The 12622-nt window shown below is 72.3% G+C and carries 15 protein-coding genes and 1 tRNA gene; 4 read left to right on the top strand and 12 right to left on the bottom strand.

The annotated features are described in order from the left end of the window. Positions 1-10 precede the first annotated feature (10 nt). Together ACFZCF_RS11355 and ACFZCF_RS11350 are read left to right on the top strand one after the other, a co-directional pair. Positions 11-1534, top strand: a complete 1524-nt coding sequence (locus ACFZCF_RS11355; protein WP_388442152.1) for an MFS transporter — start codon at positions 11-13, stop codon at positions 1532-1534. 34 nt (positions 1535-1568) lie between these two features. Continuing rightward, positions 1569-2396 (top strand): TetR/AcrR family transcriptional regulator C-terminal domain-containing protein, encoded by an 828-nt coding sequence (locus tag ACFZCF_RS11350; protein ID WP_391286173.1) that lies wholly within the window; start codon positions 1569-1571, stop codon positions 2394-2396. A gap of 79 nt (positions 2397-2475) precedes the next feature. Here ACFZCF_RS11350 and ACFZCF_RS11345 read toward each other — a convergent pair whose 3' ends face one another. Both ACFZCF_RS11345 and ACFZCF_RS11340 read right to left on the bottom strand, forming a co-directional pair. Next, positions 2476-4065 carry an MFS transporter gene (locus tag ACFZCF_RS11345; RefSeq protein ID WP_391286171.1) on the bottom strand — a complete coding sequence of 530 codons (1590 nt, stop codon included), beginning with the start codon at positions 4063-4065 and terminating at the stop codon, positions 2476-2478. Positions 4066-4134: 69 nt separating this feature from the next. Further along, positions 4135-4581, bottom strand: coding sequence for a MarR family transcriptional regulator (locus tag ACFZCF_RS11340; protein ID WP_391286169.1), 447 nt, complete (start codon positions 4579-4581; stop codon positions 4135-4137). A 193-nt stretch (positions 4582-4774) separates the two neighbouring features. On the opposite strand from ACFZCF_RS11340, the gene ACFZCF_RS11335 reads away from it, so the two are divergent. Continuing rightward, complete coding sequence (locus tag ACFZCF_RS11335) at positions 4775-5002, top strand: hypothetical protein (protein WP_388442140.1); 228 nt, start codon at positions 4775-4777, stop codon at positions 5000-5002. A gap of 75 nt (positions 5003-5077) precedes the next feature. On the opposite strand, the gene ACFZCF_RS11330 is transcribed toward ACFZCF_RS11335, so the two are convergent. Then, a complete protein-coding gene (locus tag ACFZCF_RS11330) occupies positions 5078-5731 on the bottom strand; it encodes a TetR family transcriptional regulator (RefSeq protein ID WP_391286166.1) in 654 nt (217 codons plus the stop codon). An 81-nt stretch (positions 5732-5812) separates the two neighbouring features. Here ACFZCF_RS11330 and ACFZCF_RS11325 point away from each other — a divergent pair, with 81 nt between their 5' ends. Next, complete coding sequence (locus tag ACFZCF_RS11325) at positions 5813-6760, top strand: oxidoreductase (RefSeq protein ID WP_391286164.1); 948 nt, start codon at positions 5813-5815, stop codon at positions 6758-6760. Here the strand turns inward: ACFZCF_RS11325 and ACFZCF_RS11320 are convergent. From ACFZCF_RS11320 to ACFZCF_RS11280, 9 genes are all read right to left on the bottom strand, one after another. Beyond that, positions 6747-7595 carry a hypothetical protein gene (locus ACFZCF_RS11320; RefSeq protein WP_391286162.1) on the bottom strand — a complete coding sequence of 283 codons (849 nt, stop codon included), beginning with the start codon at positions 7593-7595 and terminating at the stop codon, positions 6747-6749. The genes ACFZCF_RS11325 and ACFZCF_RS11320 overlap by 14 nt on opposite strands. A 49-nt stretch (positions 7596-7644) precedes the next feature. After that, positions 7645-8568 (bottom strand): RNA polymerase sigma factor SigF, encoded by a 924-nt coding sequence (locus ACFZCF_RS11315; protein ID WP_388442128.1) that lies wholly within the window; start codon positions 8566-8568, stop codon positions 7645-7647. A 237-nt stretch (positions 8569-8805) separates the two neighbouring features. Beyond that, positions 8806-9654: an RNA polymerase sigma factor SigF gene (locus ACFZCF_RS11310; RefSeq protein ID WP_388442125.1), complete on the bottom strand. Its 849-nt coding sequence runs from the start codon at positions 9652-9654 to the stop codon at positions 8806-8808. A gap of 245 nt (positions 9655-9899) precedes the next feature. Further along, positions 9900-10199: a Dabb family protein gene (locus ACFZCF_RS11305; RefSeq protein ID WP_189949203.1), complete on the bottom strand. Its 300-nt coding sequence runs from the start codon at positions 10197-10199 to the stop codon at positions 9900-9902. A gap of 9 nt (positions 10200-10208) precedes the next feature. Beyond that, positions 10209-10373 carry a hypothetical protein gene (locus tag ACFZCF_RS11300; RefSeq protein ID WP_360604463.1) on the bottom strand — a complete coding sequence of 55 codons (165 nt, stop codon included), beginning with the start codon at positions 10371-10373 and terminating at the stop codon, positions 10209-10211. 520 nt (positions 10374-10893) lie between these two features. Beyond that, positions 10894-10981: transfer RNA gene (locus tag ACFZCF_RS11295), tRNA-Ser, on the bottom strand. A gap of 55 nt (positions 10982-11036) precedes the next feature. Beyond that, positions 11037-11513 carry a tRNA adenosine(34) deaminase TadA gene (gene tadA / locus ACFZCF_RS11290; protein WP_391286158.1) on the bottom strand — a complete coding sequence of 159 codons (477 nt, stop codon included), beginning with the start codon at positions 11511-11513 and terminating at the stop codon, positions 11037-11039. Further along, the gene (locus tag ACFZCF_RS11285; RefSeq protein WP_388442118.1) at positions 11513-12061 is read right to left on the bottom strand and encodes a hypothetical protein; all 549 of its coding nucleotides are present in this window, start codon (positions 12059-12061) and stop codon (positions 11513-11515) included. Before ACFZCF_RS11285 ends, tadA begins: the two co-directional genes overlap by 1 nt. Before the next feature lie 197 nt (positions 12062-12258). Beyond that, positions 12259-12477: a hypothetical protein gene (locus ACFZCF_RS11280; protein ID WP_388442115.1), complete on the bottom strand. Its 219-nt coding sequence runs from the start codon at positions 12475-12477 to the stop codon at positions 12259-12261. Between the last annotated feature and the right edge of the window lie 145 nt (positions 12478-12622).

Below are 12622 nucleotides of genomic sequence, written 5' to 3'. Positions count from 1 at the left end.
AGGAGTTTCCATGTCGGCCACGGCCACGGCCAAGCCCACGGCGCCAGGCGGCCACCCCCAGCGCTGGCTGATCCTCGGCGTCATCTGTCTCGCCCAGCTCACCGTGCTCCTCGACAACACCGTCCTCAGCGTCGCCATCCCCTCGCTGACCACCGAGCTGCACGCCTCCACCAGCGACATCCAGTGGATGATCAACGCGTACTCGCTCGTCCAGTCCGGTCTGCTCCTGACCGCGGGCAACGCCGCCGACCGCTACGGCCGCAAGAAGCTGCTCGCCGTCGGCCTCGCGCTCTTCGGCCTCGGCTCGCTCGCCGCCGGCCTCGCCGACTCCACCGGACAGCTGATCGCCGCCCGCGCGGGCATGGGCGTCGGCGGCGCGCTCCTGATGACCACCACGCTCGCCGTCGTCATGCAGATCTTCGACGACTCCGAGCGCGTGAAGGCGATCGCGCTCTGGGCCACCGTCAGCTCGCTCGGCTTCGCCGCGGGACCGCTGATCGGCGGAGTGATCCTCGACCACTACTGGTGGGGGATGATCTTCCTGATCAACATCCCGGTGGCCGTGATCGGCCTGGTCGCCGTCCTCAAGCTGGTGCCCGAGTCGAAGAACCCGCAGGGGGAGCGCCCCGACCTGATGGGGGCGCTGCTCTCCACCGTCGGCATGACCGCCGCCGTGTACGCGATCATCACCGGTCCCGAGCACGGCTGGACCTCCACCGAGGTGCTGGTCCCCGCCGCGATCGGCGTCCTCGTGCTCGCCGCCTTCGCGCTGTGGGAGCTGCGGACCCCGTATCCGATGCTCGACATGCACTTCTTCCGCAACCAGAAGTTCGTGGGCGCGGTCGCCGGCGCGATCCTGGTGATGTTCGGGATGGGCGGCTCGATGTTCCTGCTCACCCAGCACCTCCAGTTCGTGCTCGGGTACGAGCCGCTGGAGGCCGGTCTGCGGATGGCGCCGCTCGCGCTGACCGTGGTCGTCCTCAACCTCAGCGGCATCGGCCCGCGGATCGTGATGAAGCTCGGCACCCCGCTCACCGTCACGGTCGGCATGACGCTGGTCGCCGCCGGTCTCGCGTCGATCGCCCTGGTCGGCGGCGGCACCGGGGGCACCTACTGGGGCATGCTGCTCGGCCTGGTCCTCATGGGCGTCGGCCTCGCGGTCTCCAACCCGGCCATGGCCAACGCCATCATGAGCGCGATCCCGCCGGAGAAGGCCGGTGTGGGCGCGGGCGTCAACGGCACCCTCGCCGAGTTCGGCAACGGCCTCGGCGTCGCCGTCCTCGGCGCCGTCCTCAACGCCCGCTTCGCCGCCCTCGTCACCGTCACCGCCACCTCGCTCCCCGCGGCCCTCGCGGCGGCCGGCGACGAGGCCGAGCGGGCGCGGATCTCCGACGCCTTCGCCTCCGGGCTCCAGACCAGCCAGCTGGTCGGCGCGGTCGCCGTCCTCCTCGGCGGTCTGCTCGCCGCCCTCCTGCTCAGGCGCGCGGAGCGGACGGAGCAGGCCGCGGCGACCGGGACCGTCGCCGCTGCCTAGCATGGTCACCAGCGCCCACGGACGGAGGAACCGGATGGTCAAGGCTGCGGACCGGGACAAGAACCCGGCGGGCTCCAGCGTCTGGCTGGAGCGGCGGCCGGCCCGCACCGGCGGCGGTCCGGCCGGGCTCGACCGGGACCGGATCGTGGCCGCCTCGATCCGGATGCTCGACGAGGACGGGCTCGCCAAGCTGTCGATGCGCCGGCTCGCGGCCGAACTGGGCGTCACCGCGATGTCCCTGTACTGGTACGTGGACACCAAGGACGACATCATCGAGTACGCGCTGGACACCGTGTACGGCGAGATCGACCTGGCCGCGGTCGAGGCCGGCCGGGACTGGCGGGAACGGCTCTCGACGCTCGCCCTGGAGTACCGCCGGATGCTGGTCCGCCACCCGTGGATGTCGCCGTGCGCGGGCCAGTACCTGAACATCGGGCCGAACGCGATCGCCGTCGGGGCGAAGATCCAGGAGGCGATCGGCGCCACGGGGCTGCCGATCGGCCGGCAGCCCAGCGCGATGTCCGCGGTCTTCCAGTTCGTGTACGGCTACGGGACGATCGAGTCGCAGTTCGGACGGCGGGCCGTCGAGGCCGGGATGGACGCGGACTCCTTCTACGGGGAGTCGATGAAGGCCTTCCGGCAGGATCCCGCCTTCATGGAGAGGCTGGAGCCGATGACGGAGCTCCTCGACGAGCGGGCCTCGCACGGCTCCGTCTCGGCCATCTGGGACCGGGACTTCTCCTTCGCCCTGGACATCCTGGTGGCCGGCATCGAGGCGATGGTGGCCCGCGAGGCCGGGGAGGCTCCCGAGGCCGGAGGAGCCGGGGAGGCTCCCGAGGCCGGGGCAGCCCCCCGCGCATGACGGAGCGGCGGGCCGTCCCCTGCCCGCCGCTCCGTACCGACCCGGCCGCGCCTCCGCTCGAAGCGCGGCCGGGAGTCTGTCACTCCTCGTCGGGCGCGACCGTGCTGCTCTTCAGCGCGACCTCCTTGATGAAGAGCGTCACCAGGAAGGCGAGCAGCGCGAACGGCGCCGCGTAGAGGAAGACGTCGCCGACACCGTGGCCGTACGCGCTCTCGAAGACGGTGCGGATCGGGGCGGGCAGCGCGTCCATGTCGGGGATGGCACCGCCGGGGCCGCCCTGGCCCATCGACGCCGCGGCCTTCGGGCCGAGCTCCGCGATGCCCTCCTTCACGTAGTCCGTGACCCGGTGGGCCATGACCGCGCCGAGCGCCGAGACGCCGATCGCGCCGCCGAGGGAGCGGAAGAAGGTGACGACGGAGGAGGCGGCGCCGAGGTCGGCGGGGGCGACCTGGTTCTGCGTGCAGAGCACCAGGTTCTGCATCATCATGCCGATGCCCAGGCCGAGCACGGCCATGAAGAGCGCGATGTGCCAGTACGGGGTGTCGTACCGCAGGGTGCCGAGGAGGCCGAGGCCCGCGGAGGCGAGCGCGCCGCCGCTGATCAGCCAGGCCTTCCAGCGGCCGGTCCTGGTGATGATCAGGCCGGAGGCCGTCGAGGAGACGAAGAGGCCGGCGATCATCGGGATGGTGAGGACGCCGGACATGGTCGGCGACTCGTTGCGGGCCAGCTGGAAGTACTGGCTGAAGAAGACCGTGCCGGCGAACATCGCGACGCCGACGAAGAGCGAGGCCAGCGAGGCCAGCGTGATGGTCCGGTTGCGGAAGAGCCGCAGCGGGATGATCGGCTCGGAGGCCTTGGCCTCCACGAGCACGAAGAGCGCGCCCAGCAGCACCGATCCGCCGACCATGGCCGCGGTCTGCCACGACATCCAGTCGTACTTGTCGCCGGCGAAGGTGACCCAGACCAGGAGCAGGGAGACGGCGGCGCTGATGAAGAAGGCGCCGGCCCAGTCGACCTTGACCTGGCGCTTCACCACGGGAAGCTTGAGGGTCTTCTGGAGGACGATCAGGGCGAGCAGCGCGAACGGCACGCCGACGTAGAAGCACCAGCGCCAGCCGAGCCACTCGGTGTCGGTGATGACGCCGCCGAGCAGCGGGCCGCCGACGGTGGCGACGGCGAAGACCGCGCCGAGGTAGCCGCTGTAGCGGCCGCGCTCACGGGGGGAGATCATCGCGGCGAGGATGACCTGGGAGAGGGCGGTGAGACCGCCGACGCCGATGCCCTGGATCACGCGGCAGGCGATCAGCATGCCGGTGGACTGGGAGAGACCCGCGACGATCGAGCCCGCGACGTAGATGGTCAGGGCTATCTGGATGAGCAGCTTCTTGGAGAAGAGGTCGGCCAGCTTGCCCCAGAGCGGGGTGGTGGCGGTCATCGACAGCAGGGTCGCGGTGACGACCCAGGTGTAGGCGGACTGGCCGCCCTCCAGGTCGGTGATGATCTGCGGGAGGGCGTTGGAGACGATCGTCGAGGAGAGGATGGCGACGAACATGCCGAGCAGCAGCCCGGAGAGCGCCTCCATGATCTGACGGTGCGTCATCGGAGCGCCGGGCTCTCCGGTTTCGGCCGGGGCGCCCCGCACACCGGTGTCGGGTGTGGTCGTAGCCATGAAGTGGGATTCCTCTGGTTGCGAGCGTGGTCAGGGGTGGTCGGGCAGGCTCACGCGCGGTCGGCGTGGTCAGGCGTGGGTGGCCCGGCAGTCCCCGAAGGAGTCGCGGAGTCGGGCGAGCAGGGTGGTGAGCAGGGCGACGTCGTCGTCGGACCACTCGGCGAGGTAGCGGGTGAAGGCTTCGGTCACCCGGCGGTCGAGCTCGGTGAGCATCGCGAGGCCCTCGGGGCTCAGCCGCAGGATGCGGGAGCGCCCGTCGTCGGGGTCGGGCAGCCGTTCGACCCAGCCGCGCTCGACGGTGTGCGCGACGTGGCGGCTGCAGACCGACATGTCCACGGCCATCAGCTCGGCCAGCCGGCTGGTCCGCATGTCCCCGTGGTGCTTGAGCATGGCGAGGACGGCGGCGGCGCCGCCCTGGCAGTCGCCGGGCAGGACGCGGGCGACGCCGCGCTTCACGGCGCCGATCGCGCTGATGGCACGGGCGAGGTCCTCGTAGCGGCTGCTGCTCGGCTCCACGCGTCCGCGCTCCTTCCAACTTGTTGCTTAGGGCAACCATAGAGATGGATGGTTGCTCCAGGCAAACTAAATCGGTCAAACGGTGCTAAAGAATCGGCAAAGGGGAGGCGTGGCGCGGGTGTGGTGCGGGTGTGGCGGTGGCCGACCGCCACGGCTTGGGCCCCTCACCCGGCTTTCGCTAGGGTCCTGGCCCATGGCACACAACCCGCAAGCACCGTACGGCCAGGGCGCCCAGGGCCCCGAGGGCTACGACCCCGCCGGCAGCACCCAGATGTTCCGCGCCTTCGTCGACGAGGGCACCCCGCAGCACCAGCCGCAGCAGGCCGCGGCCGCGTCCGGTGGCCCGCGCCTCGGCGTCATCGCCGGCGTGATCGCGGCGATCGTGGTCGTCGCGGCCGTCGTCTGGCTCGCCGCCTTCTGACGCTTCCGCATCCGTCACCACCCGGAGGGGCCCGAGCCGCACGGAGCGGGCCCCTCCGCGTCGCGGTGCGGGGGCTCAGGCCGGGGCGTTCGGGCCCGGGGCGTCCAGGGCCGGGGTCAGCAGCGCGAAGGCGTCCGCGATCAGGGCGGTCGGACCGGCGGGGCGGGCGTCCTCGCTCCAGCGGCGCAGCACCGTGTCGAAGGCGGCGAGGGCCATTCCGGCGGCGAGCCGCGGATAGAGCGACTCCTCCGGGTCGAGCCCGAGCCGGACGGCCAGCTCCCCGGCCAGCTCCTCGCGCCACCGGGCCTCGTGCTCCAGGAACCGGGCGAGCAGCGCCGGGGTCCGCAGGATCAGCCGTACCACGGGCAGGGTGCGCTCGGCGTGGTCCCCGCAGGCGGCCAGCGGCACGGAGACGGCGCGCAGCAGCGCCACCGAGTTCGGCTCGCCGACGGGCCGGCCCGCCAGCTCCGCCCTCATCTCGGCGCCCATCCCCGCCAGGAACTGGACGACGACGTCCTCCTTGGACGCGAAGTACCGGAAGAAGGTCCGCTTGGAGACGCCCGCGGCGGTCGCGATCTCGTCGACCGTGACGGCCTCGAACCCCCGGTGCGCGAAGAGCTGGAGCGCGGTCTCGGTCAGCTCGGTGGAGACGAGCTGCCGCTTGCGCTGGGCGAGGCTGGAGGCGGGGGGCGCGGGGGTCGCGTCGAGGCGGCCGGGTGCGGTGCTCACCCGATGATGCTAACGCGGTGTCGCCCATGACAGCCAAGGGCATAGTTGACACCGAGTGACACGAGCGGCAGTGTGTGCCGCATGACTCGTACGCGCACCCCGCAGTGGACCGCCGACGCCATCCCCGACCTCACCGGGCGGGTCCATGTCGTCACCGGGGCCACCGGCGGCCTCGGCCTCGCGACCACCCGCGCCCTCGCGCGGCGGGGCGGCCGGGTCGTCCTCGCCGTCCGGGACGAGGAGAAGGGCCGCCGGGCGGTCGCCGCGCTCGCCGCGGAGGGCGTCGACCCCGCGCTCCTCACCGTCCGCCGGATCGACCTCGCCGACCTCGACTCGGTGCGCGCCTTCGCCGAGGGCCTGCGCGCCGAGCATCCGCGCCTGGACGTGCTCCTCAACAACGCCGGCGTGATGGGCCCGGCCCGTACGCTCAGCGCCCAGGGCCACGAGCTCCAGTTCGCCGCCAACCACCTCGGCCACTTCGCCCTCACCGGCCTCCTCCTCGACCGGCTGCCGGCCGACGGCCGGGTCGTCACCGTCAGCTCGCTGGTGCACCGCCAGGGCAGGCTCCCCCTCGACGACCCCGCCGCGCTCACCGGCGAGCGCGGCTACGCCCCGATGGCCTTCTACAACCGGTCCAAGCTCGCCAACGCGGTCTTCGGCCAGGAGCTGCACCGGCGGCTCACCGCCGCCGGAAGCGGGGTGCGCAGCGTCCTCGCCCACCCCGGCTACACCGCCACCGGCCTCCAGACCCGCGACGTCACCGGCCTCGCGCGCTTCTTCTACGGCCGGATCGGCAACCCGCTCGTGGCCCAGCGGCCCGATCGCGGAGCCCTTCCCCAGCTCTACGCGGCCACCGCCCCGGAGGCGGCCGGCGGCGACTTCATCGGCCCGGGCGGCCTCGGGGAGCTGCGCGGCGCCCCGGCCCGGGTGAAGCCCTCGGCCACCGCGGCCGACCCGGAGACCGGCCGCCGCCTCTGGGACCTCTCCGAGGAGCTGACCGGGGTCCGGTACGGGCTCACCGCCAGGTAGCGGTCACCTCGCGGGTCTCGACGCGCATGCCGAGCGGCACCTGCCAGGGCTCCAGGCAGACCGTGTACGTCTGCTTCCGGGCCGCTCCGGCGACGATCGGGGCGGGCAGCGGCTGGCTGGTGACGACCGTCCCCCAGTCGATGCCGAGCGCGCCGATGACATGGGTGGCGAAGCGGACGGTGCCGGAGGCCGCGGGGGAGCCGCCGGTGTTCCGGAAGGTCACCGTGACCCGCTCGCACCAGCGCCGCTCGCCGTCGGCGGTGACCGGCGCGGAGACCGTGAGCACGGCGGGCCCGGGCGCCGGTGTCGGCGTGGCGGGCCGGGGCGTGGCCGTGGTGGGGGAGGGTGAGCCGGTCGGCGCGGCGGTGCCGGGAGGGGGCGCGGGGGTACGCGGCGGGGCCGGTGTCCCGCCGCCGGACGAGGAGCCTCCACCGGACGGGCGCGCGCCGGTGGAGCCGCCGGGCGGCGCCCCCGGTTCCGTACGCCCTCCGGAAGCGGACCCGGACGCGGAACCGGCCCCGGAGGAGCCCGCGCCTGTGTCCGTCCCCGTACCGGAACCCGTGCCGAGCGACGGTGACGGGGAGGAACCCGGCCCGTCCGGCGGTGCGTGCGGGGCCGGGGGCGGGGACGAGGTGCTGGAGGTGGTGCCGCTCGCCGTGGGGCTGTCCAGCGGGACCAGGGTGACCGCGCCCGAGGGGGCGACCGCGCCGCCGGGCGCGGGGCCGGCGCCGACCGCCGTGAAACCCTCGCCGTCTCCTCCGCCTCCGCACGCGGTGAGCGCTCCGCCGAGGCAGAGCGCCACCGCCACGAGTACCGGCTGCTTCCTGCGCCTCATGGGCCCAGTGTGGCTGACGTCACGTCAACGAAGGGCCCGTTTGCGGAAGTCAGTCGGAGATGAGGCCCTCGCGGAGCTGCGCGAGCGTGCGGGTGAGCAGCCGCGAGACGTGCATCTGCGAGATGCCGACCTCTTCGCCGATCTGGGACTGGGTCATGTTCGCGAAGAAGCGGAGCATGATGATCTGCCGCTCCCGGGGCGGGAGTTTGGCGAGCAGCGGCTTCAGCGACTCGCGGTACTCGACGCCCTCCAGGGCCGCGTCCTCGTAGCCGAGGCGGTCCGCGAGGGAGCCCTCGCCGCCGTCGTCCTCCGGGGAGGGGGAGTCGAGTGAGGAGGCCGTGTACGCGTTGCCCACCGCGAGGCCGTCGACGACGTCCTCCTCCGACACCCCGAGCACGGCGGCCAGTTCGGGCACGGTCGGCGAGCGGTCCAGCTTCTGCGCGAGCTCGTCGCCGGCCTTGGTGAGCGCGAGCCGCAGCTCCTGGAGCCGGCGCGGGACGCGCACCGACCACGAGGTGTCGCGGAAGAAGCGCTTGATCTCGCCGACGACCGTCGGCATGGCGAACGTCGGGAACTCCACGCCCCGTTCGCAGTCGAAGCGGTCGATCGCCTTGATCAGGCCGATCGTGCCGACCTGGACGATGTCCTCCATCGGCTCGTTGCGCGAGCGGAAGCGGGCCGCCGCGTACCGCACGAGCGGCAGGTTCAGCTCGATGAGGGTGTCGCGGACGTAGGTGCGCTCCGGGCTGTCGGCCGCGGCGCCGACGGCGTCGAGGGCGCGCAGCCGCAGGAACAGGGAGCGGGAGAGGGTGCGGGTGTCGAGGGCTTCGGGGGCGACGGTCGGCGCCGGGGGGAGGAGCGCTTCGCTCTCGGCCGCGGTCGCCACCGTCTTCTGCATGGGAATCGGCTCGGACACGAGGACCGGAACGGGCGTGAGCGTGAGCACCTTCGAGCTGCCCTGTTCTGCGGACATGCCACCCCCTTGAGGTCGCGGACGGTCGCGGTGGGGCCGCGACCATCGGAGGAACGCAGCTTCCACCTCAATACCGGCCGTGGGGCTGCGGCAAACGCGTCCCCAGCAGAATGTCACATGTCGGCAACACGCTGTAGTGACTTGTCGACAAGGCGAGGGCGCATATCCGCAGGAAACAAGGGGTGTGCGGCAATTGGGGCGCCCGGAGACTGCTCCGAACCGGTCTACCCGTTCCGGTCACGCCTCGATTCTGTTTGCGGATCTCAACCGGGCGAAGCTGCGGGCGAGGAGCCTTGACACGTGCATCTGCGAGACCCCGAGCTCCTGGCTGATCTGGGACTGCGTCAGATTGCTGTAGTAGCGCAGCATCAGGATCCGCTGCTCCCGCTCGGGCAGCTGGACGAGCAGGTGCCGGACCAGATCGCGGTGCTCGACGCCGGCGAGCGCGGGGTCCTCGTAACCGAGCCGGTCGAGCAGCCCGGGCAGCCCGTCGCCCTCCTGCGCCGCCTCCAGGGAGGTGGCGTGGTACGACCGTCCGGCCTCGATGCAGGCGAGCACCTCGTCCTCGCCGATCCGCAGCCGCTCGGCGATCTCGGCGGTGGTGGGGGAGCGGCCGTGCGCGGTCGTGAGGTCCTCCGTGGCCCCGTTCACCTGCACCCACAGCTCGTGCAGCCGGCGCGGCACGTGCACGGTGCGGACGTTGTCGCGGAAGTACCGCTTGATCTCGCCGACCACGGTCGGCATGGCGAAGGTCGGGAACTGCACGCCCCGGTCCGGGTCGAAGCGGTCGATCGCGTTGATCAGGCCGATGGTGCCGACCTGGACGACGTCCTCCATCGGTTCGTTGCGCGAGCGGAAGCGGGCCGCCGCGTACCGCACGAGCGGCAGGTTGGCCTCGATGAGCGCCCCGCGCACCCGGTCGTGCTCGGGGGTGCCCGGCCGCAGGTTCTTGAGCTGCCCGAAGAGCACCTGGGTGAGGGCCCGGGTGTCGGCGCCGCGGCTGCTCCGGTCCCGGGGCCGGGGGGTCTCCGGGGCTTCGCCCCCCTCGTGCTGGGGCGGGACCTGAGGTGCTGTACTGGCCGGCACGTTCACGCCACCCCTTTGGCTGGTGCAGCTGGTCGACTGGTCTTCCAACTGCGGTCAACTCATCCGTCAAAAGCGGTCATAGCATCACAAGACATGTCCACTGTGTGCAAGCACCGCATAACCACGTGTTGAAGGCATGGTGAAGCAAAAAGCGGAGGCCAGAGGCATGCTGGAGGGAAACGCGCGAGACCCCCCGCCCGGACGGCGGGGGGTCTCGAAGGGGAAGGGGGCCGAACGGCCCTGGATCAGCCCTCGAACGGGTAGTCGGCGATCACCCAGGTGGAGAACTCGCGCCAGAGCGCGACGCCCGCCTGGTGCGCCGGGTGGTCGAGGTACCGCTGGAGCGCCTCCAGGTCCTCCACCGCCGAGTTGATCGCGAAGTCGTAGGCGATCGGCCGCTCCGACACGTTCCAGTCGCACTCCCAGAAGCGCAGCTCGGGAACCTGGCCGCCGAGCGCGCGGAAGGCCTCGACGCCGGCGACGACACGCGGGTCGTCCCGCTCGACGCCCTCGTCGAGCTTGAAGAGGACCAGATGGCGGATCACGGAGGGCTCCTAGTTGATGAGTTCGGTCATGAACTCTCCGACACCCTTGGCGGCGCTGGAAAGGCCCTCGAAGCCTATCTGGACCAGCTCGGCGGAGCGGTCGGGGGCGGTGATGATCGCGTACAGCACGAAGACCCCGAACGCGTAGACCGCGACTTTCCTCGCCTGGGACATCGGCCCCTCCCCTCCCCGTACCGTGACCCCGCCTGGGCGGTGGCCACTCTAACCGAGCCTTTATGGACCAAGGGCCCTGCGTCGAGGGTCTTTCGCCGTCCCCCGGACGGGGGTACGCGGAGCAGGATGGAGAGCGGGCCCGGCGGATCTGGCAGGAATCCGCGGGGCCCGAGGAACCGGCCCGCACTGCGGGGTCCGCGCCGCGAGCTTCCCCCCCGACCGCGGCGCAGGGCTTGCCGGACCGGTTCTCGTCGGGGGGAGCGGCTTGTCCCCCCGATGCCGCTCCCCCCGTCCCTACCTCAGGGGCGGGACGAGGACGGCACGCGAAGGGCCCTGGCACACCGCCAGGGCCCTTCGCCGTGCCTCCTCGACCGTGGCCCTGGTCCGTCCTCGGACCGTGCCCTCGGACTCGTCCCGGCCGTGCCTCCGGACTGATCCCGCCCGTGTCTCCGGATCGTGTCTCCGGACCGTCCCGGGGAACGCCGAAGGGCCCGTCGCTTTCGCGTCGGGCCCTTCGTTCTGGCGGTAGCGGAGGGATTTGAACCCTCGGTGAGTTTCCCCACACTCGCTTTCGAGGCGAGCTCCTTCGGCCGCTCGGACACGCTACCGAGAGAGAGCTTAGCCCAAAGTCGCCCAGCCAAGAAATCCGTATCCCCGCCCAGGTCAGCGGGCTCGGAAGAAGGAGGTCAGCATCGCCGCGCACTCCTCGCCGAGCACTCCCCGGACCACCTCGGGGCGGTGGTTGAGGCGGCGGTCGCGGACGAGGTCCCAGAGGGAGCCGGCGGCACCCGCCTTCTCGTCGTCGGCGCCGTAGACGACCCGTTCGACGCGGGACTGGACGAGCGCGCCCGCGCACATCACGCAGGGCTCCAGGGTCACCACGAGGGTGCAGCCGGTCAGCCGCCACTCGCCGGTCGCGGCGGCGGCCCGGCGCAGCGCCAGGAGCTCGGCGTGCGCGGTCGGATCGCCGGTCGCCTCCCGCTCGTTGTGGCCGCGCGAGAGGACCTGGCCGGACGGGGAGAGCACGACCGCGCCGACCGGTACGTCACCGGCCGGCACGGCCGCGTCGGCCTCCGCGAGGGCGAGGCGCATGGCGTCCCGCCAGGAGTCCGGCACGGGGCCGGGTACAGCGGTCGGCACTAGCGCACGGCCTCCAGGATGTCGGAGGCGCCGATGGCGTCGGCGATCTCCCCGAGGGCGTCGTCGGTCAGTCCGAGCAGGGTCCGCTCGGACATGCCGAGGTCGGAGAGGATCCGGCCGTCGCCGAGCGGGCCGGCCGGCGCGATACGGGCGCTGCCGACGGAGGCCTCCTCCTCGTCCCCTTCGGTGGCGGGCTCGGGCTCGCCGTCCTCCGTGCCGTCCAGGTCCGCGAGCTTGTCGAGTTCGTCCAGCTCGCTGTCCGGGTCGTCGTCGCCGAGCAGTTCCGAGGTGAGGATCTCCCCGTACGAGGAGCGGGCCGCGGCCGCCGCGTGGGAGACGTAGACCCGGGGGTCGTCCTCTCCGTCGACGCGGACGACGCCGAACCACGCGTCCTCCTGCTCGATGAAGACGAGGACGGTCTCCCCTTCGTCGGCCGCCGCCTCACGGGCCAGATCGGCCAGGTCCGCCAGCGTCTCCACGTCGTCGAGCTCCGTATCGCTCGCTTCCCACCCGTCTTCGGTGCGCGCGAGCAGTGCGGCGAAGTACACCTGACTCTCCCACTGATCAGAGGTGTGATGATCCGGCGGCGCGCTCCTGAGCCCCGCCCAATCGGCATCGTGACAGAAACGGCGGCCTCAGGAGAGGTCTTCGGCTCTTGCGTCGTGCATCAGTCTGAACCACACCGCGTTCGGGTGGGCGTACGACCCCGGCGCACGGAGGGGGCGCATCGTCCGTGGCCAGGGGCTCACCAACGGAAGGTGCGCATGCGCATGGCCTGTCTCATCCGCGCGGCCCGGGCGCGCCGGGGCTGGACCCGGTCGCGCAGCGCCTTCGCCTCGCCGAGCTCGCGAAGGAACTGGGCGCGGCGCCTGCGGCGCTCCGCGTCGGTCTCCGGCTCTGTCTCCGGCGCCCGGGGCTCCGTTCCGCCCCGGACCTGGCCGGATGTGTTCTTCGGGTCGGGCATCGGCCACACCACCCCATCACTGGGTCCCTGTGCCCCCACCCTGCCCCAGCGGCGCGGGTGCATGCCAGTGGTGGGTGCGAGCGGACGACGGGAGCGCCGAGCGGGGAGGGACGCCGGTGCCGGTCGTGGGCGGGGGCCGGTGCGT

Origin of the sequence: Streptomyces sp. NPDC007945 (assembly GCF_042958885.1) — a bacterium.
GTDB lineage: Bacteria > Actinomycetota > Actinomycetes > Streptomycetales > Streptomycetaceae > Streptomyces.
The sequence above is the reverse complement of the archived record's forward strand: the minus strand, read 5'-3'. Positions and strand labels throughout refer to the sequence as shown.

Bases quoted from the DNA above. Each gene is read 5' to 3' on its own strand.
- ACFZCF_RS11355 (WP_388442152.1), top strand. From the start codon at position 11: ATGTCGGCCACGGCCACGGCCAAGCCCACGGCGCCAGGCGGCCACCCC.
- ACFZCF_RS11350 (WP_391286173.1), top strand. From the start codon at position 1,569: ATGGTCAAGGCTGCGGACCGGGACAAGAACCCGGCGGGCTCCAGCGTC.
- ACFZCF_RS11345 (WP_391286171.1), bottom strand. From the start codon at position 4,065: ATGGCTACGACCACACCCGACACCGGTGTGCGGGGCGCCCCGGCCGAA.
- ACFZCF_RS11335 (WP_388442140.1), top strand. From the start codon at position 4,775: ATGGCACACAACCCGCAAGCACCGTACGGCCAGGGCGCCCAGGGCCCC.
- ACFZCF_RS11325 (WP_391286164.1), top strand. From the start codon at position 5,813: ATGACTCGTACGCGCACCCCGCAGTGGACCGCCGACGCCATCCCCGAC.
- ACFZCF_RS11320 (WP_391286162.1), bottom strand. From the start codon at position 7,595: ATGAGGCGCAGGAAGCAGCCGGTACTCGTGGCGGTGGCGCTCTGCCTC.
- ACFZCF_RS11315 (WP_388442128.1), bottom strand. From the start codon at position 8,568: ATGTCCGCAGAACAGGGCAGCTCGAAGGTGCTCACGCTCACGCCCGTT.
- ACFZCF_RS11300 (WP_360604463.1), bottom strand. From the start codon at position 10,373: ATGTCCCAGGCGAGGAAAGTCGCGGTCTACGCGTTCGGGGTCTTCGTG.
- ACFZCF_RS11280 (WP_388442115.1), bottom strand. From the start codon at position 12,477: ATGCCCGACCCGAAGAACACATCCGGCCAGGTCCGGGGCGGAACGGAG.